The sequence below is a fragment of the Enterobacter cloacae complex sp. P1B genome, assembly GCF_014982345.1.
In the GTDB taxonomy this organism is placed as follows: Bacteria; Pseudomonadota; Gammaproteobacteria; order Enterobacterales; family Enterobacteriaceae; genus Enterobacter; species Enterobacter bugandensis.
Genome location: NZ_JADCLF010000017.1, coordinates 97122 through 116224 on the forward strand (window position 1 = coordinate 97122; position 19103 = coordinate 116224).

Genomic DNA, 19103 nt, shown 5'->3' on the forward strand with positions numbered 1-19103 from the left:
TTATCCTCGTAAGGTCGCGGTTAACCCTTTCTGGCAGGCGTACTGCTGCGCGAAATCCAGCAGGGCAGGGTTATCCAGCGGTTTGTCAGGGGCAGAGTAAGGTTGGCCGAGCAGGGTGTATTTGTTCATGCCCAGCGTGTGATACGGCAAAAAATGAATATCATCGACGCCGAGTTCGTCGGCGGCGAAGTTGGTAATGGCTGTGATGGAAGCTTCATCGGCGTTAAAGCCCTGGATCAGCGGCACGCGGATGGTGATCTTTTTCCCGGCAGCGGCGAGGCGCTTCAGGTTGTCCAGGATCCGTTTGGCCGAACCGTCGGTCCACTGTTTGAACACCGCTCCGTCGACGTGCTTAAGGTCGGCAAGGAACAGATCGACGTACGGTAATGACGGCTCGATATAGTGCCACGGCACGTGAAGGCAGGTTTCGACGGCGGTGTGGATACCCTGTTCGTGGCTGGCCTTGAACAGGGCGTGCGCCAGCTCCGGGTTCATAAACGGCTCGCCGCCGGAGAGGGTGATCCCGCCGCCGCTGCGGTCATAAAAAGGTTTGTCGCGCAGCACGGTGGCCATGATCTCGTCCACCTGCTTCTCTTCACCGCAGACGGTAAGCGCCTGCGTCGGGCAGCAGTCGGTGAGGGCATTAAGCGTCTCTTCACTCAGCTTTTCGCGGTGGATGACCAGGCCATTGAGCGCGCGTTCGATACAGCCCGGTGCCGCCAGCTGGCACAGGTCGCAGCCTTCCAGACAGAGGCGCGCGTCAAACAGCACGTCCCGGCTGCGCGAGCGGCTTTCCGGGTTCTGACACCAGCGACAGCCCAGCGAGCAGCCTTTCAGGAACACCACGGTTCGAATACCGGGGCCGTCGTGGGTGGAATAACGCTGAATATTGAAGATCATATTTTTGCCCTCAAGTTGCATATGAAGATTAAATTACTTTCGAATGAAAGTTATCTTGATGCAGGTCAACTCTTGAGCAGGTTTTATCGTGATAGGGTAAGTGCAGGCTAATTTTGAGGGTGACATCATGGAACTTTATCTCGACACATCTGACGTTGCGGCAGTCAAAAAGCTGGCGCGTATCTTCCCGCTGGCGGGCGTGACCACCAACCCAAGCATTGTGGCGGCAGGAAAAACGCCGCTAGATGAGCTGCTGCCCGCGCTGCACGACGCGTTGGGCGGTAAGGGCCGTCTGTTTGCGCAGGTAATGGCAACCACCGCCGAAGGGATGGTGGAAGACGCGCGCAAGCTGCGCGCTATCATTAACGACCTGGTGGTGAAGGTGCCGGTGACCGCGGAAGGGCTGGAGGCTATTAAGATGCTGAAAGCGGAAGGGATCCCGACGCTGGGCACGGCGGTGTATGGCGCCGCGCAGGGGATGCTGTCCGCCCTGGCCGGAGCAGAGTATGTGGCTCCTTACGTTAACCGCGTGGACGCGCAGGGCGGGGACGGGATCCAGACCGTTGTGGAATTACAGCAGTTGCTGGCGCTGCACGCGCCGCAGTCAAAGGTGCTGGCCGCGAGCTTTAAAACCCCGCGTCAGGCGCTGGACTGCCTGCTGGCAGGGTGCGAGTCCATCACGCTGCCGCTGGACGTGGCGCAGCAGTTTATTACTTCCCCTGCGGTGGATGCGGCGATCGTGAAGTTTGAGCAGGACTGGCAGGGGGCGTTTGGACGGACGTCTATCTGACGGGTGCGGCCTGATGCCCTCACCCCAACCCTCTCCCAGAGGGAGAGGGAGCAAACACTAAAACGGCAACCTGAAGGTTGCCGTTTGCTTTAACCTCCGCAAACCTCACACCCCGGATTGCGCATCAGCTTCATCTCGCGGAACTGACAGGTCATCGCGTCATACATCACGATTTTCCCCGCGGCAGGCGTGCCGTAGTGTGCCAGCACTTTGATCGCTTCCATTGCCTGCAATGAGCCAATCACGCCGACGAGTGGCGCCATCACGCCCGCCTCGACGCAGGTCAGCGCATTCTCGCCAAACAGACGGCTCAGGCAGCGGTAGCAGGGTTCACCATCCGCGTACGTGAAGACGCTGATTTGCCCCTCCATGCGGATCGCCGCGCCGGAGACCAGCGGGGTTTTGTGGGCAAAACAGCCCGCGTTCAGCTGGTTACGGACGGCGACGTTATCGGTGCAGTCGAGCACCAGATCGTGCTGCGCAATCTGCGCGAACAGCGCGTCGTCATCCAGCATCGCGTCAATCAGGGTGAACTGAACGTTGGGGTTGATGCGCGCCAGCGCCGTGCGGGCAGAGTCCACTTTCGGCTGGCCAACCGTCGCGTCGCTGTGCAGCGTCTGGCGCTGCAGGTTGGACACCGAGACGGTATCGAAATCCAACAGCGTCATCCTGCCCACGCCCGCCGCCGTAAGATACTGCGCGGCAGCGCAGCCCAGCCCGCCGAGACCGACGACCAGCACATTGGCTGCCTTAAGCGCTTCCTGGCCCTCAAAGTCAAACCCGCGCAGCACGATCTGGCGGTTGTAGCGCATCATCTCCTGGTCGCTCAGCTCCACCGTCATGTCAGCCTCCGAACAGGTGGTTAAAGCGCTCAACCTCAACCCATTCGCCGGCTTCCACGTTGCCGCGCTCGCGCTCCAGCACGATGAAGCAGTTACCCAGACTGAAGGAGCTGAAAATGTGCGAGCCCTGATGTCCGGTGGTGCTCACTTCGAGCTCACCGTCCGCGCCGCGGACCAGAATGCCGCGCTGGAAATCGAGACGACCCGGCGATTTTTTCAGCCGCGTAGCGGCACGCACGCGCAGGCGTTCCGGTAGCGGGCTGGCTTTGTTGCCGGAAAGCTTCGCCAGCAGCGGGATCGCCAGCTGGTAGAAGGTGAGCGCCGCAGAGACCGGGTTACCCGGCAGACCGCAGAACCAGCTGTGCGGAAGCTTGCCAAACGCGAACGGTTTGCCCGGCTTGATCGCCAGCTTCCAGAAGGCGATTTCGCCCAGCTCTTCAAGAAGGGTTTTGGTGTAATCCGCTTCGCCCACGGAGACGCCGCCGGAGCTGATGACCACGTCGGCGGATTTGTCCGCCTCGATAAACGCCGCGCGCAGTTTTTCCGGGTCGTCTGGAATAATCCCGAGGTTAATCACCTCGCAGCCCAGCTGCTCGAGCATCAGGTGTACCGCCAGGCGGTTGGTGTCATAAATCTGGCCGTCCTGCAGCGGCTGGCCCGGAAGCTGCAGCTCGTCGCCGGTGGAGAAGACCGCCACGCGCACCTTGCGGACAACGTCAACTTCGGCGATGCCGAGCGACGCCAGCACCGGCAGTTCACCTACCGTCAATTTTTGCCCGGCGGCAAAAACGGTCGCGCCGAGGGTGATGTCTTCGCCCGTGCGGCGGATGTTCTGGCCCGCTTTAACGTTCGCGGTAAAACGCACCCCGTCGTCGGTCTGCTCGGTCTCTTCCTGCATCACCACGGCATCGCAGCCCTGCGGAACCGGCGCGCCGGTCATGATGCGCACGCAGGTGCCAGCAGGCCATTCGCCGCTAAACGGCTGGCCCGCAAAGGCTTTACCCGCCACCGGCAGGGCGTTACCCGTCTGGAGATCCGCCAGGCGCACCGCGTAGCCGTCCATCGCGGAGTTATCGAACCCCGGCACGTTCATCGGCGAGACGATATCGCGCGCGGCAATACGACCAAAACAGCGCACAAGCGGCAGCGTCTCAACGTCATGCAGCGGAGAAATACGGTCAAGCATCTGCGAGAGTGCCGTCTCAAGCGGCATCAGTCCGGCGGTAAAATCCATGGTGGGCTCCTGCGGAGTAACAACGAAAGCGCCCATTATGGCAGAAAAGTGCGGCTAACTGTATGACCCGATGGGTGTACGCTTTACATCACTGTTGCGTCTTTCTATATTCAAAAATCATCTGAAGTTTCATCGACGATAATGATATTTATAGAAAAAGCCGCGAATCAGGCTAACGGGTGATGCGAATGGTTAATGCGGTAATCGCAATTCATGGCGGCGCAGGGGCAATCACCCGTGCACAGCTCAGTCCCGAGCAGGAAAAGCGCTACATTGACGCGCTGTACGCCATTGTGGAAACGGGCCAGAAAATGCTGGAAGCGGGCGAGAGCGCGCTGGATGTGGTCACCGAGGCGGTGCGCCTGCTGGAAGAGTGTCCGCTCTTTAATGCCGGAATAGGTTCGGTCTTTACCCGGGATGAAACCCACGAGCTGGACGCCTGCGTGATGGACGGCGTCACCCTGAAGGCGGGCGCCGTGGCGGGCGTGAGCCATCTGCGAAATCCGGTGCTGGCGGCGCGTCTGGTGATGGAGGAGAGCCCGCACGTTCTGCTGGCGGGCGCCGGGGCGGAAAAATTTGCCTTTGAGCACGGAATGGAACCGGTATCGCCGGATCTGTTTTCCACGGAAGAACGCTATCAGCAGCTGCTGGAAGCCCGTACGGCGGGCATAACGCAGCTTGACCATACTGCTCCGCTGGATGAAACCACCAAAATGGGCACGGTCGGCGCGGTGGCGCTCGATAAAGCCGGTAACCTCGCGGCGGCGACGTCAACGGGCGGCATGACCAACAAGCTGCCGGGACGCGTCGGCGACAGCCCGCTGCCCGGCGCGGGCTGCTATGCCAATAACGCCACGGCGGCGGTGTCATGTACCGGCACCGGGGAAGTGTTTATTCGCGCCCTCGCGGCCTACGACATCACCGCGCTGATGGATTACGGCGGTTTAAGCCTGAGCGAGGCCTGCGAGCGCGTGGTGATGGAAAAATTACCTGCCCTGGGCGGCGTCGGCGGGCTGATTGCGGTCGATCGTGAGGGCAACGTGGCCCTGCCGTTCAACAGCGAAGGCATGTACCGCGCCTGGGGTTATGCCGGTGATGAGCCGAGCACGGGCATCTATCGTGAATAAGGGGGCAGCGCGTGCCGCACACTGAAGAACTGGACAACCGCGAGGTGCTGGCTGTCCATCAGCTGAATATTGCGTTTCAGGAAGAGCGGCAGTTCATCCCCGCAGTACAGAATTTATCGTTCTCGCTCAGGCGCGGCGAGACGCTGGCGATTGTTGGCGAATCCGGCTCCGGTAAATCGGTCACCGCGCTGGCGCTGATGCGCCTGCTGGAACAGACGGGCGGGCAAATCAGCAGCGAGAAAATGCTCCTGCGCCGCCGTAACCGTCAGGTCATTGATTTAAACGAGCTGAGCGGCGCGCAGATGCAGGGCGTGCGCGGGGCAGATATCGCGATGATCTTCCAGGAGCCGATGACCTCCCTGAACCCGGTGTTCCCGGTCGGGGAACAAATTGCCGAGTCCATCCGGCTGCATCAGGGGCTGAGCGGCGATGAGGCGCTCAAAGAGGCCCGACGCATGCTGGAGCTGGTGCGCATTCCGGAGGCGCAGGCCATTCTGGGGCGCTACCCGCATCAGCTTTCCGGCGGCATGCGCCAGCGGGTGATGATTGCCATGGCGCTCTCCTGCCGTCCGGCGGTGCTGATCGCCGATGAGCCGACGACGGCGCTGGACGTGACGATTCAGGCGCAGATCCTGCAGCTCATCAAAGTGCTGCAGCAGGAGATGGAGATGGGGGTGATTTTCATCACCCACGATATGGGCGTGGTGGCTGACATCGCCGATCGGGTGCTGGTAATGCACAAGGGCAATGCTGTGGAAACCGGTGCGGTCGAGCAGATTTTCCATGCCCCCGAGCATCCTTACACCAAAGCGCTGCTGGCGGCGGTGCCGCGGCTTGGAGCGATGAACGGCAGCGATTTGCCGCGTCGTTTTCCGCTGATTTCCCTGGAGGCGACAGAGCCGCAGGAGGATGAAGGCGAGCAGGACACCGTGGTGTCGGGCAAACCGATACTCGAAGTGCGCAATCTGGTGACCCGCTTTCCGCTGCGCAGCGGAATTTTCAACCGCCTGAAGCGCGAAGTGCATGCGGTGGAAAACGTCAGTTTCGATCTCTGGCCGGGTGAAACGCTGGCGCTGGTAGGAGAGTCCGGCTGCGGGAAATCCACCACCGGGCGGGCGCTGCTCAGGCTCGTGGAGACCCAGGAGGGGACGATAACCTTTAACGGTGAACGTATCGACACTCTGCCAGATAATAAATTACAGGCGATACGACGAGATATTCAGTTTATCTTCCAGGATCCGTATGCCTCTCTCGACCCGCGCCATACGGTAGGGTACTCAATTATGGAGCCGCTGCGGGTGCATAACCTGCTCGACGGCGAGGCGGCGCAGCGTCGCGTGGCCTGGCTGCTGGAGCGCGTTGGCCTGAAGCCGGAACACGCCTGGCGTTATCCGCATGAGTTTTCCGGCGGGCAGCGGCAGCGTATATGCATCGCCCGCGCGCTGGCGCTGAACCCGAAGGTGGTGATTGCGGATGAATCCGTCTCGGCGCTGGATGTCTCGATCCGGGCGCAAATTATCAACTTACTGCTGGATTTACAGCGGGATATGGGCATTGCCTTCCTGTTTATCTCGCACGACATGGCGGTGGTAGAGCGTATCAGCCACCGCGTGGCGGTGATGTTTATGGGGCAGATCGTGGAGATTGGCCCGCGAAGGGCGGTGTTTGAGAACCCGCAGCACCCCTACACCCGCAAGCTTATTGCGGCGGTGCCGGTTGCCGATCCCGCGCACCGTCACGGCCAGCGCGTGCTGCTGCAGGATGAGATGCCGAGCAACATTCGTAAACGGGGCGAAGCCGTGGAGCGCGTCACGCTGCGTGAGGTTGGTCCGGGCCACTTCGTGGCTCCGCCGCGCCAGGACAATGCCTTCTCACGGTTATAACTTACAACAGGCAGGAGAACACAATGGTTACATTTGTAGCGCGTAAATGGTTGTTAGCCGCGAGCGTGACGGCAGCCCTGGCCGCTGCCCCCGCGTTCGCCGCCAAAGATGTGGTGGTTGCCGTCGGCTCCAACTTCACCACGCTCGATCCGTACGACGCCAACGACACGCTCTCCCAGGCGGTGGCGAAATCGTTCTATCAGGGGCTGTTTGGTCTCGACAGAGAGATGAAGCTGAAAAATGTGCTGGCGGAGGGGTACACCGTATCCGACGACGGGCTGGTCTATACCATCAAGCTCCGTTCCGGCGTGAAGTTCCAGGACGGGACTGATTTCAATGCGGAGGCGGTAAAGGTCAACCTCGACCGTGCCAGCAATCCTCAAAACAGCCTCAAGCGCTATAACCTGTATAAAAATATCGCCAGCACCGAGGTAGTCGACCCGGCAACGGTAAAAATCACCCTGAAAGAGCCATTCTCCGCGTTTATCAATATTCTGGCGCATCCGGCGACGGCGATGATGTCGCCCGCCGCGCTGAAAAAGTACGGTAAAGAGATCGGCTTCCACCCGGTGGGAACCGGGCCGTACGAGCTGCTCACCTGGAACCAGACCGATTTCGTGAAGGTGAAAAAATTCGCGGGATACTGGCAGCAGGGGCTGCCGAAGCTGGACACCATCACCTGGCGCCCGGTGGTGGATAACAACACCCGCGCGGCAATGCTGCAAACCGGCGAGGCGCAGTTTGCCTTCCCCATCCCGTATGAGCAGGCCGCCATTCTGCAGAAAAACAGCAAGCTGGAGCTGGTTGCCAGCCCGTCTATCATGCAGCGCTACATCAGCATGAACGTCACGCAGAAGCCGTTTGATAACCCGAAGGTGCGTGAAGCCATCAACTATGCCATTAACCGTCAGGCGCTGGTGAAGGTCGCTTTTGCGGGTTATGCCACCCCGGCCACCGGCGTGCTGCCGCCGTCTATTGCGTATGCGCAAAGCTATCAGCCGTGGCCGTACGATCCGGCCAAAGCGCGCGAGCTGCTGAAAGAGGCGGGTTTCCCGAACGGCTTCAGCACCACGCTGTGGTCGTCGCACAATCACAGCACCGCCCAGAAGGTGCTGCAGTTCACCCAGCAGCAGCTGGCGCAGGTGGGGATTAAGGCGCAGGTCACCGCGATGGATGCCGGGCAGCGTGCGGCAGAAGTGGAGGGGAAAGGGCAGAAAGAGAGCGGCGTGCGGATGTTCTACACCGGCTGGACGGCCTCGACCGGTGAAGCCGACTGGGCGCTGTCGCCGCTGTTCGCCTCGCAGAACTGGCCGCCAACCCTGTTCAACACCGCGTTTTACAGCAATCCGCAGGTGGACAAAGACCTGGCCGATGCCCTGAAAACCACCAAACCGGAAGAGAAAGCCCGCCTCTACAAGGACGCGCAGGACATTATCTGGAAAGAGTCGCCGTGGGTACCGCTGGTGGTGGAGAAACTGGTCTCAGCCCATAACAAAGCGCTGACCGGGTTCTACATCATGCCGGACACCGGCTTTAGCTTTGACGATGCGGATTTAAAATAAACCTCATGCTGAATTATGTTTGTAAACGTCTGCTGGGGCTTATCCCGACGCTGCTGATAGTGGCGGTGCTGGTGTTTTTGTTTGTCCACATGCTGCCGGGCGATCCGGCGCGCCTGGTAGTCGGGCCCGAAGCGGATGCCACCGTCATTGAGCTGGTGCGTAAACAGCTGGGCCTCGACCAGCCGCTGTATATGCAGTTTCTGCACTATATGTGCAACGTTCTGCAGGGCGACTTTGGTATCTCGATGGTGTCGAGGCGTCCGGTGTCAGAGGAGATTGCCAGCCGCTTTATGCCCACGTTCTGGCTAACGATTGCCAGCATGAGCTGGGCGGTGGTGTTCGGACTTGGCGCCGGGATTGTGGCGGCCGTCTGGCGTAACCGTTGGCCGGACAAGCTCGGCATGGCGCTGGCGGTGACCGGCATCTCCTTCCCGGCGTTCGCGCTGGGGATGTTGCTGATGCAGATCTTCTCCGTTGAACTGGGCTGGTTGCCGACCGTCGGGGCCGATACCTGGAAGCATTACATTCTGCCCTCCATGACGCTGGGCGCTGCCGTGTCGGCGGTGATGGCCCGCTTTACCCGCGCCTCGTTCGTGGACGTGCTGAGCGAAGATTATATTCGCACCGCGCGGGCGAAAGGAGTCAGCGAGAAGTGGGTCATTCTCAAGCACGGGTTCCGCAATGCGATGATCCCGGTGGTGACGATGATGGGGCTGCAGTTTGGTTTCCTGCTGGGTGGCTCTATCGTCGTGGAAAAGGTCTTCAACTGGCCGGGGCTGGGGCGCCTGCTGGTCGATTCCGTCGAGATGCGCGACTACCCGGTGATTCAGGCAGAAGTCCTGCTTTTCTCGCTGGAGTTTATTCTTATCAACTTAGTGGTGGACGTGCTCTACGCCGCCATTAACCCGGCCATCAGGTATAAGTAAGATGCGATTGTTGAACTGGCGGCGTCAGGCCGTTTTGAACGCGATGCCGGGGCTGAAACCGGAGCATGTCCGCACCCCGTGGTCCGAATTCTGGCGACGTTTTCGCCGTCAGCCGGTCGCAATGGCGGCGGGGCTGTTCGTGCTGGTGCTAATTGCGGTGGCGATCGTTGCGCCGTGGGTAGCGCCGTTTGATGCGGAAAACTACTTTGACTACGACCGCCTGAACGACGGCCCCTCAATGCTGCACTGGTTCGGCGTGGACTCGCTTGGCCGCGATATCTTCAGCCGCGTGCTGGTGGGGGCGCAAATTTCTCTCGCCGCCGGGGTAGTCGCGGTGCTGATCGGTGCGGCTATCGGTACCGTGCTGGGGCTCGTCGCCGGGTATTATGAAGGCTGGTGGGACCGCATCATCATGCGCATCTGCGACGTGCTGTTTGCTTTCCCCGGCATTCTGCTGGCGATTGCCGTTGTCGCCATTATGGGCAGCGGCATGGCCAACGTCATCATCGCGGTGGCGGTCTTTTCGATTCCGGCCTTTGCCCGCCTGGTGCGCGGCAACACGCTGGTGCTGAAACAGCAGACGTTTATTGAATCCGCCCGCAGCATGGGGGCCAGCGATACCACCATTCTGTTCAGCCATATTCTGCCCGGGACGGTGTCGTCCATCGTGGTCTATTTCACCATGCGTATCGGCGTGTCGATTATTTCGGCGGCCAGCCTGTCGTTTCTGGGCTTAGGGGCACAGCCGCCGACCCCGGAGTGGGGCGCGATGCTGAACGAGGCTAGGGCCGATATGGTGATTGCGCCACACGTGGCGATCTTCCCGAGCCTCGCGATTTTCCTGACCGTGCTGGCGTTTAATTTGCTGGGGGATGGGCTGCGCGACGCGCTGGATCCGAGGATTAAAGGGTAGTGCAGTGAAATGTGCCGGGTGGCGGCTACGCCTTACCCGGCCTGTAAAAGATGTGCAGTGAGATTAAACCCGGCTACCCCACAGGTCATACTCGTCCGCGTTTTCAACTTTGACGCGAATAATATCACCCGGCTTAACGTTGGTTTCGCCGTTCAGGTACACCGCGCCGTCAATTTCAGGGGCGTCCGCCATGCTGCGGCCAATCGCGCCTTCTTCGTCCACTTCGTCGATGATAACCATGATCTCGCGGCCCACTTTCTCCTGCAGACGTTCAGCAGAGATCTGCTGCTGCAGCTGCATGAAGCGGTTCCAGCGCTCTTCCTTAACTTCTTCCGGCACCTGATCCGCCAGCTCGTTGGCGGTTGCGCCTTCCACCGGGCTGTACTTGAAGCAGCCTACGCGGTCCAGACGCGCTTCTTTCAGGAAGTCGAGCAGCATCTGGAAGTCTTCTTCGGTTTCACCCGGGAAGCCGACGATGAAGGTGGAGCGCAGGGTTAGATCCGGGCAGATCTCACGCCACTGCTTGATGCGCGCCAGCTGGCGGTCAACGGAGCCAGGGCGTTTCATCAGCTTCAGGATACGCGGGCTGGCGTGCTGCAGCGGGATGTCCAGGTACGGCAGGATTTTGCCTTCCGCCATCAGCGGGATCACATCGTCAACGTGCGGGTACGGGTAGACGTAGTGCAGACGCGTCCAGATACCGAGTTTGGACAGCTGCTCGCACAGGCCCACCATGCTGGTTTTCACCGGCTCGCCGTTGTGGAAACCGGAGCGGTGTTTGACGTCCACGCCGTAAGCCGAGGTGTCCTGGGAAATCACCAGCAGCTCCTTCACGCCCGCATCGGCCAGACGTTTGGCTTCCGCCAGCACTTCGCCAATCGGACGGCTCACCAGATCGCCACGCATCGACGGGATGATGCAGAAGGTGCAGCGATGGTTGCAGCCTTCAGAAATTTTCAGGTAGGCGTAGTGACGCGGCGTCAGCTTTACGCCCTGTTCCGGCACCAGGCTCAGGAACGGGTTGTGCTTTGGTTTTGGCACGTAGTGATGAACATGTTCCAGCACCTGCTCGTAGCTGTGCGGGCCGGTGATCTCCAGCACCTTCGGGTGCACTTCGCGGATTTGGTCCACTTTTGCGCCCAGGCAGCCGGTAACAATCACTTTGCCGTTTTCGGTCAGCGCTTCACCGATGGCTTCCAGTGACTCCTGGACCGCGCTGTCGATAAAACCGCAGGTGTTAACGATCACCATATCGGCGTTGTCGTAGCTTGGCACCACGTCATAGCCCTCGGTGCGCAGTTCGGTCAGGATGCGTTCTGAATCCACCAGGTTTTTCGGGCAGCCCAGGGAGACGAAGCCGATTTTCGGCTGGTGCGTAACATTGCTCATAGGTTAAAAATTCATCAATTATGGAGTTATCAGGGCGGGATTTTACAGCGTATCGCCGGGGATTTATACACTCTTTGCAAGGCGGATGCGCCAGGCCGAGGTTGTAACATTGTAAATAATGTTAATCACTTAAGAATAATTGATCTCAGGCATTAAACTGTACAAAAAATGACCTTATTCTGAATGTGCAACATGGCTGACAGAGGAGGAAATAGCATGTCCGTTGACAGACTGAAACGCGATCTGCTTAACAAGCTGATCAACGCCCGAATCGACCTGGCCGCCTATCTGCAGCTCAGGAAGGCAAAGGGCTATATGTCAGTCAGCGAAAGCGAACATCTGCGTGATAATCTGTTTGAACTGTGTAATTTCATGCGTGAAAAAGCACCGACCCTGAAGGCGGAATACGATGAAAGCGAGCTGATGGCGTTGCGTCGCGCCGCTGAGGTGCTCTCCATTGCAGGGGTATGTTTGATGAACGGACGCCACGACTGCCCAAATTTTATCGCTGTTAACGCGGAGAAGCTTGAAAACTGCCTGACAACGCTCTCTCTTTGCATCATGTGTCTTAACAAGCACGAGACGCTTGCACAGCACTGAGTTCGGGGGGAGGCAACTCCCCCCATCTGATTAAGCTTTTGTAAAAGTGGTAACGCGCCCGGAGGTAATGGCTAATCTTTATGCCATATGCCGAAAAAGGAGCGCTTTATGCCTCGATCCTCGTTGATTTTCCTGCCTGCATTGTTTATTCCGTTTTCGCTTCTTGCTGCGCCAGAGGCGGTAAAGGTTGAGGTGCTGCAAAACCGACTCGATCACCCCTGGTCGATGGCGTTCCTGCCGGGTAATGACGGTTTACTGGTCACTCTTAAGGGCGGGCAGCTCAAGCGCTGGCAGGCCGGGAAAGGACTTTCCGATCCCATTGTCGGCGTGCCGAAGGTGTGGGCGAACGGCCAGGGAGGACTGCTGGACGTGGTGCTGGCGCCTGATTTTGAAAAGTCGCGCCGCGTCTGGCTGAGCTACGCCGAAGCCGGGCGTGACGGCAAGGCCGGAACGGCGGTGGGCTATGGTCGCCTGAGCGACGATCTTTCCCGCATCGAGGGATTCCAGGTGGTGTTCCGCCAGATGCCGAAACTCTCAACCGGTAACCATTTTGGTGGGCGACTGGTGTTCGACGGCAAAGGGTATCTCTTTATTGGACTCGGCGAGAACAACCAGCGCCCGACGGCGCAGGATCTGGACAAGCTGCAGGGTAAAGTGGTGCGCCTCACCGAAGACGGTAAAGTGCCGCCGGATAACCCCTTTGTGAACACCTCCGGCGCGCGGCCGGAAATTTGGTCCTACGGCATTCGTAACCCGCAGGGGATGGCGATGAACCCGTGGAGCGACACGCTGTGGCTGAACGAGCACGGCCCGCGCGGCGGGGATGAAATCAACATCCCGGAGAAGGGCAAAAATTACGGCTGGCCGCTGGCAACGCACGGCATTAACTACAGCGGGCTGAAAATCCCGGAAGCCAAAGGCGAGCACGTTGAGGGAGCCGAAAAGCCGCTGTTTGTCTGGAAAGTGTCGCCCGCGGTCAGCGGCATGGCGTTCTATAATAGCGACGTGTTCCCGCAGTGGAAAAACAAGCTGTTTATTGGGGCGCTGAAGGAAAAGGACGTTATCGTGCTGAGCGTGGACGGCAATAAAGTGACGGAGGACGGGCGGATCCTGGGCGACCGGGAGCAGCGTATTCGCGATGTGCGGGTGGGGCCGGATGGCTATCTCTATGTCCTGACTGACGAAACGGACGGGCAGCTGTTAAAAGTCAGCCCGTCCGGTGCGTAATCAGGTGACCGGGATCATCACCACGTTACGGTACGCCGGGCGCTCGCTAAGCTGCTTAAGCCAGCGGTCAAGGTTCGGGCGCGGCGTCCATTTCAGACCGAGGTTGGTCAGGTTCCAGACGAACGGCGCTACGGCAATGTCCCCCACGCCGAACGTATCGCCGGAGAACCAGGCGTGCTTCGCCAGCTCATCGTCCATCATCGCAAACAGGTTTTCGCAGGCATCCTGCGCGGCATGAATGGCGGGGTAGTCGCGCTCGGCTTCAGGGGTTCTCACCAGCCCCATCAGGATCACGCGGTGAACGGGAGAGAGCGTCTGATTTGCCCAGTCCATCCACTTCTCACCCTGAGCGCGCTGCGCCGGGTTTTCAACCCACAGGCGGCCAAGACCGTACTGGGCGGCAAGGTAACGCACAATGGTGTTGGACTCCCAAAGCGTTGCGTCTGTTTCGTCATCGCGCAGCAGCGGCACCAGGCCGTTCGGGTTCATCGCCAGATAGTCGGCCTCTTTGTTCACGCCGAACGACATGCCAGCCATGATTTGGTTAAACGGTAAATCCAGTTCCTCCAGCGTCCAGAGCACTTTCTTAACGTTGGTCGAATTATTCCTGCCCCACAGCGTAATCATATTTACTCCTGTTGAGTGTGAATCCGGGTCGGCTTTTTGCCATGGTGAGATAAACCTAACAATTACGCAACAGAAGACAAAAAAAACGCCTGAATCAAAGCGTAAATGAATGTTATTGCATAAACTTTAATAACTTTACCCTCGTTGGGTTTCTTTAACCGTTTTAGTGCGCTATTACTCATCGCTTCTTGCGACACGGTGATGTGACGTAATTTTTGAATGGACACTCGGGTGGCATTTATGACGCGAAAAATGACTTCTCTGCGCAGCCTGGCGGCAGGCTCTGCGCTTCTTTTCCTGTTTGCACCAACACTCTACGCGGCTGAACAGGCTGCGCCCGAAGCGCCGCCTGTGGACGCGCGCGCCTGGATCCTGATGGACTATTCCAGCGGTAAGGTGCTGGCGGAAGGCAATGCGGATGAGAAACTCGATCCGGCCAGCCTGACCAAAATCATGACCAGCTATGTGGTCGGGCAGGCGTTAAAAGCGGGCAAGATCAAGCTGGACGATATGGTCACCATCGGGAAGGATGCCTGGGCGACAGGCAACCCGGCGCTGCGGGGCTCGTCGGTGATGTTCCTGAAGCCTGGCGATCAGGTCTCCGTCTCCGATCTGAACAAAGGGGTAATCATTCAGTCGGGAAATGATGCGTGTATCGCGCTGGCCGACTACGTTGCCGGCAGTCAGGATTCTTTCATTGGTTTGATGAATGGCTATGCGCAAAAGCTCGGCTTAACCAACACCACCTTCAAAACGGTCCACGGCCTGGATGCGCCGGGACAGTTCAGTACCGCGCGCGACATGGCGCTGCTGGGAAAAGCGCTGATCCACGACGTGCCGGATGAATACGCCATCCACAAAGAGAAAGAGTTTACCTTCAACAAAATTCGCCAGCCGAACCGCAACCGCCTGCTGTGGAGCAGCAACGTTAACGTGGACGGAATGAAGACCGGCACCACGGCCGGCGCGGGCTACAACCTGGTGGCCTCCGCGACGCAGGGCGACATGCGCCTGATCTCGGTGGTGCTGGGCACCAAAACCGACCGCATCCGCTTTAACGAGTCAGAAAAACTGCTGACTTGGGGCTTCCGCTTCTATGAAACCGTGACGCCGATTAAACCGGATGCCACGTTCGTCAGCCAGCGCGTCTGGTTTGGTGATAAGAGCGAGGTGAATCTGGGGGCGGGTGAGGCCGGTTCCGTGACCATTCCACGCGGTCAGCTGAAAAACCTGAAAGCAAGCTATACCCTGACCGAACCGCAGCTCACCGCGCCGCTGAAAAAAGGCCAGGTGGTCGGGACGATTGATTTCCAGCTAAACGGTAAGTCGATTGAACAGCGTCCGCTGATTGTGATGGAAGCGGTGGAAGAGGGCGGCTTCTTCAGCCGGATGTGGGATTTCGTGTTGATGAAATTCCATAGCTGGTTTGGCAGCTGGTTTAGTTAAGTTTTATGCCGGGTGGCGCTGCGCTTACCCGGCATAACCTCAATACATCAACTTCACCTGCTGTGCCTTTGCATGGGCCACAATCTCGTCATCGGGGCGGCAATCGCTGACGATGGCGTCAAACTGCGCCAGCTCGCCCATTCTTGCCGAACGCACCTTGCCAAACTTACTGTGATCGACCACCAGCACATGATACTGCGCGGCATTTAACGCCCAGTTCTTCACCGGCAGCTCCTCCAGATTAAAGCAGGTTGCACCCTGGCGCACGTTCACGCCTGCGGCAGAATAAAACGCGATGTCCGGGCATAAATTGCTAAGCGTGTCCTGCAGGTTAAGCGGCTTAAAGATGGCGTTGCTGGCGTGAAACTCGCCGCCGCAGAGGATCACCCGGCACTCGGGTTTCTCCTGAAGCGCCAGAAAGGTGTTCAGGGAGTAGCACACGGCGGTAAAGGGAATGCTGCTGTCGATGGCTTCGATAATCCACGGCGTGGTGGTGCCGCAGTCAAAAAACAGCGTCTGGTGCGGCTGAACCAGCGTGGCCGCAAGACGCGCGGCTTTGCGCTTCTCTTCAACCAGACGCGTCTTCTGGTCGCTGATCAGATAATGGCTGGCGCTGCGCGGCTCAAGGACGATGTACCCGCCCAGCAGCACCACGGGGGCGCTGTCGCTGTTCAGATCGCGACGAATGGTCATCTCTGAGACGCCGAGGAGGTTGGCGGCTTCCTTCAGATGCAGCTTATCGCTGCGCTTCAGCGCCTGCAGCAGCTGAGCAATGCGGTCATCGCGTCGTGTTTCCATAGTTCCTCGGGATAAAAAAGTGAGCCCCCGCAGGGCGGGGGCTCAGTGTAACCTGTCCGGTTGGGGTTAGTCACGTATCCAGCCCTTACGGATCGGGATGGCAAAAATGGCGCGATAGAGCGAAGAGAGCCCGCGGTAGAGCGCCTCACCGAAGAGATTCCACAGGATAGCCGCGCTCACGCAGCCAATCAGCCCCACCAGGAAACCGCCCACCATATCCAGCGGCCAGTGGACGCCAAGATAGACGCGCGACCAGGCGATAGCCACAGCGACCACCATCAGCACCGCACCCGACCACAGGCGATGCCAGAACAGGAAAGCCAGCGCGAAGGTGAAGATAACCGTACCGTGATCGCTCGGGAAAGAGTCATCCGGCGCGTGGTGCAGGAAGGTGTAGCCAATGCGATCGACAAAAGGACGATCGTGCGGGAACGCGTGGCCGAGAAGATAGCTGACCAGCACGCTTACCCCGAGCGCCATCGCGACTTTGATCACCAGCTGGCGCTGTGCCTTAACCTGGCTGCGCGGCCCCCACAGCCAGAGAATGGCAGCCAGCGCAGGCACGATGCTGATAAGGTCTTTCGCCAGAAAGGTGGCAAAATCAATCATCCACTCTGGCGAGGCCGGGGTGGCGTTGATCAGATAAAACAGCTGATAATTCAGATTCTCTAGCATAGCGTAATCACTCTTTTGCAAACCGGGTGGAAACCAGCCCGTAGACCGCCACCTGGGAAAACCAGACCCACCACCCGGCCCACAGGTTGTGAGAGAAAAAATGTGCCCCGCGCATCACCTGGCCGAAGCCCATCGCCAGACCCAGAACCGCGCCAAGGACCACAAAGCTCCAGGCGAGACGCGGACGCTCGCGCCAGAAGGCAAAAAACAGCCCCATCACCATAAAGCCGCTGGAAGAATGGCCACCCGGGAAGCAGCGGCCCGGACCGCTGTCTGCCGGAACGGCGCTGAACAGGGGGTAAGACACGGCCTTACCGCCATATTCCACCAGATCCCACGGGCAGCTGTGGTGGCTGATGCTTTTCAGCACGCCAACCACCAGCGCGCCAAGCCCCATCAGCAGCGCGGCTGTGACAAGCCTTGCGTTATGTTTGTAAGCGCCGTAAAGCAGCGCCACGGCGCCTAAGGCAATCGCAATGTACTTCGCCAGACGATGATTCAGCAGATCCAGCAGGTGGTCTTTCTGCAGCGGGAAAGTCTGTGTCGCCGCGTCATACCAAAAACCGGTGATCCATCTGTCGAGCGCTTCATCGCGCGATAGCCACGTAAACACCACGGCAAGCGCTACTAGCACCAAAAGCTGATAACCATAAAAGCGGGACGGTAAGCGGTAAAGCTGTTTTGTCTTATTAGTCTGTAAGTTAGACAATTCTGAACGGCTGGAAGTGAGTGCCATAATTAGGGATCAGTGACGAGTAATCGCGCTATCATAAATCTGTCAACTTAAGGAAACCTTAAACGAAGACGATATGTGCTTTATTTCTGTTTCTCCTCGATAAATCACTATCTCGGATTACGGCATTTCATTACACTCGTCGCGATTTTGTCATTATAAAGAGATTGCATGTTAAACCGTTCTTCTTCTGGTTCACGTCTGGGTCGTCAGGCGTTGCTTTTCCCTCTGTGTCTGGTGCTCTACGAATTCTCTACCTATATCGGCAACGATATGATCCAGCCCGGTATGCTGGCCGTTGTGGAGCAGTACAACGCGGGAATCGAGTGGGTGCCGACCTCCATGACCGCCTATCTGGCTGGCGGCATGTTTTTGCAGTGGCTGTTAGGCCCGCTGTCGGATCGTATTGGGCGCCGTCCGGTGATGCTGACGGGCGTGGTGTGGTTTATCGTTACCTGCCTCGCCACGCTGCTGGCGCAAAACATTGAACAATTTACCCTGCTGCGTTTCCTGCAGGGGGTGAGCCTGTGCTTTATCGGCGCCGTGGGGTATGCCGCCATCCAGGAGTCGTTTGAGGAGGCGGTGTGTATCAAAATTACCGCGCTGATGGCGAACGTGGCGCTGATCGCCCCCTTACTCGGGCCGCTGGTGGGGGCCGCGTGGGTGCACGTTGCGCCGTGGGAAGGGATGTTTGTGCTCTTTGCTGTTCTCGCCGCCATCGCGTTCTTCGGCCTGCACCGCGCGATGCCGGAAACGGCTACCCGTCTGGGCGAAAAACTCTCGCTGAAAGAGCTGGGCCGGGATTACAAAGCAGTGTTGCAAAATGGCCGCTTTGTGGCGGGGGCGCTGGCGACCGGATTCGTTAGCCTGCCTCTGCTGGCGTGGATCGCGCAGTCACCGGTTATTATCATCAGCGGTGAAAAGCTCAGCAGCTACGAGTACGGCCTGCTGCAGGTGCCGATCTTTGGCGCGTTGATTATCGGTAACCTGGTGCTGGCCCGTCTGACGTCTCGCCGCACCGTGCGTTCACTGATTATCATGGGCGGCTGGCCGATTGCGGCAGGGCTGATTCTGGCTGCGGTAGCGACCGTCGCGTCATCCCACGCCTACCTGTGGATGACGGCGGGGCTGAGCATTTATGCCTTCGGAATTGGCGTGGCGAACGCTGGTCTGGTGCGCCTGACCCTGTTTGCGAGCGAGATGAGTAAAGGTACGGTCTCTGCGGCGATGGGCATGCTGCAGATGCTGATTTTTACCGTCGGTATCGAGGTGAGCAAGCACGCTTACGCGCTGGGCGGCAACGGGTTGTTCAGCCTGTTTAACCTCGCCAACGGCGTGCTGTGGGTTGGCCTGATGGTGGTGTTCCTGAAGGACAAACGCGTCGGAAACGCTCTGCAACCATAATCTTTTTTCCCCTCTCCCCATTGGGGA

At 58.9% G+C, this 19103-nt stretch carries 18 protein-coding genes; 10 read left to right on the top strand and 8 right to left on the bottom strand.

The genetic code is table 11. The features are described 5' to 3' along the window. Positions 1-900 carry a glycyl-radical enzyme activating protein gene (locus INF77_RS21110; RefSeq protein ID WP_028012472.1) on the bottom strand — a complete coding sequence of 300 codons (900 nt, stop codon included), beginning with the start codon at positions 898-900 and terminating at the stop codon, positions 1-3. Between the two features lie 127 nt (positions 901-1027). On the opposite strand from INF77_RS21110, the gene fsa reads away from it, so the two are divergent. Then, positions 1028-1690, top strand: coding sequence for a fructose-6-phosphate aldolase (fsa, locus tag INF77_RS21115; protein WP_193543101.1), 663 nt, complete (start codon positions 1028-1030; stop codon positions 1688-1690). Between the two features lie 89 nt (positions 1691-1779). Here fsa and moeB read toward each other — a convergent pair whose 3' ends face one another. Together moeB and moeA are read right to left on the bottom strand one after the other, a co-directional pair. Next, on the bottom strand, positions 1780-2532 hold the full coding sequence (moeB, locus tag INF77_RS21120; RefSeq protein ID WP_193050357.1) for a molybdopterin-synthase adenylyltransferase MoeB: 753 nt from the start codon (positions 2530-2532) through the stop codon (positions 1780-1782). Position 2533: 1 nt separating this feature from the next. Further along, the gene (moeA, locus tag INF77_RS21125; protein ID WP_049136666.1) at positions 2534-3766 is read right to left on the bottom strand and encodes a molybdopterin molybdotransferase MoeA; all 1233 of its coding nucleotides are present in this window, start codon (positions 3764-3766) and stop codon (positions 2534-2536) included. 188 nt (positions 3767-3954) lie between these two features. On the opposite strand from moeA, the gene iaaA reads away from it, so the two are divergent. The 5 genes from iaaA to gsiD are packed head-to-tail and all read left to right on the top strand — an operon-like array spanning position 3955 to position 10177. After that, entirely contained in the window at positions 3955-4893 is a 939-nt protein-coding gene (gene iaaA / locus INF77_RS21130; RefSeq protein ID WP_045260003.1) for a beta-aspartyl-peptidase, read from the top strand. An 11-nt stretch (positions 4894-4904) separates the two neighbouring features. Further along, a complete protein-coding gene (gsiA, locus tag INF77_RS21135; RefSeq protein ID WP_045630941.1) occupies positions 4905-6776 on the top strand; it encodes a glutathione ABC transporter ATP-binding protein GsiA in 1872 nt (623 codons plus the stop codon). Positions 6777-6799: 23 nt separating this feature from the next. After that, positions 6800-8338 (top strand): glutathione ABC transporter substrate-binding protein GsiB, encoded by a 1539-nt coding sequence (gsiB, locus tag INF77_RS21140; protein WP_193531995.1) that lies wholly within the window; start codon positions 6800-6802, stop codon positions 8336-8338. 5 nt (positions 8339-8343) lie between these two features. Then, entirely contained in the window at positions 8344-9264 is a 921-nt protein-coding gene (gene gsiC, locus INF77_RS21145; RefSeq protein ID WP_193531994.1) for a glutathione ABC transporter permease GsiC, read from the top strand. 1 nt (position 9265) lies between these two features. Continuing rightward, complete coding sequence (gene gsiD / locus INF77_RS21150) at positions 9266-10177, top strand: glutathione ABC transporter permease GsiD (protein ID WP_028012480.1); 912 nt, start codon at positions 9266-9268, stop codon at positions 10175-10177. 63 nt (positions 10178-10240) lie between these two features. Here the strand turns inward: gsiD and rimO are convergent, their stop codons facing one another. Further along, positions 10241-11566 carry a 30S ribosomal protein S12 methylthiotransferase RimO gene (gene rimO, locus INF77_RS21155; protein ID WP_045259986.1) on the bottom strand — a complete coding sequence of 442 codons (1326 nt, stop codon included), beginning with the start codon at positions 11564-11566 and terminating at the stop codon, positions 10241-10243. 216 nt (positions 11567-11782) lie between these two features. Here rimO and bssR point away from each other — a divergent pair, with 216 nt between their 5' ends. Both bssR and INF77_RS21165 read left to right on the top strand, forming a co-directional pair. After that, complete coding sequence (gene bssR, locus INF77_RS21160; RefSeq protein ID WP_045259987.1) at positions 11783-12166, top strand: biofilm formation regulator BssR; 384 nt, start codon at positions 11783-11785, stop codon at positions 12164-12166. Positions 12167-12274: 108 nt separating this feature from the next. After that, positions 12275-13393, top strand: a complete 1119-nt coding sequence (locus INF77_RS21165) for a PQQ-dependent sugar dehydrogenase (RefSeq protein WP_048957049.1) — start codon at positions 12275-12277, stop codon at positions 13391-13393. Here INF77_RS21165 and INF77_RS21170 read toward each other — a convergent pair whose 3' ends face one another. Next, positions 13394-14020: a glutathione S-transferase family protein gene (locus INF77_RS21170; protein ID WP_045259989.1), complete on the bottom strand. Its 627-nt coding sequence runs from the start codon at positions 14018-14020 to the stop codon at positions 13394-13396. Between the two features lie 240 nt (positions 14021-14260). Between INF77_RS21170 and dacC the strand changes: the two genes are divergently transcribed. Next, positions 14261-15466, top strand: coding sequence for a serine-type D-Ala-D-Ala carboxypeptidase (gene dacC, locus INF77_RS21175; protein WP_032644979.1), 1206 nt, complete (start codon positions 14261-14263; stop codon positions 15464-15466). 39 nt (positions 15467-15505) lie between these two features. On the opposite strand, the gene deoR is transcribed toward dacC, so the two are convergent. From deoR to INF77_RS21190, 3 genes are all read right to left on the bottom strand, one after another. Further along, the gene (gene deoR / locus INF77_RS21180) at positions 15506-16264 is read right to left on the bottom strand and encodes a DNA-binding transcriptional repressor DeoR (RefSeq protein ID WP_041910685.1); all 759 of its coding nucleotides are present in this window, start codon (positions 16262-16264) and stop codon (positions 15506-15508) included. Positions 16265-16330: 66 nt separating this feature from the next. Next, positions 16331-16939, bottom strand: a complete 609-nt coding sequence (gene ybjG / locus INF77_RS21185) for an undecaprenyl-diphosphate phosphatase (protein WP_028012487.1) — start codon at positions 16937-16939, stop codon at positions 16331-16333. A 7-nt stretch (positions 16940-16946) separates the two neighbouring features. Further along, a complete protein-coding gene (locus tag INF77_RS21190) occupies positions 16947-17675 on the bottom strand; it encodes a phosphatase PAP2 family protein (protein WP_193531993.1) in 729 nt (242 codons plus the stop codon). A gap of 168 nt (positions 17676-17843) precedes the next feature. Between INF77_RS21190 and INF77_RS21195 the strand changes: the two genes are divergently transcribed. Then, entirely contained in the window at positions 17844-19076 is a 1233-nt protein-coding gene (locus INF77_RS21195; protein ID WP_048960865.1) for an MFS transporter, read from the top strand. Positions 19077-19103 lie beyond the last annotated feature (27 nt).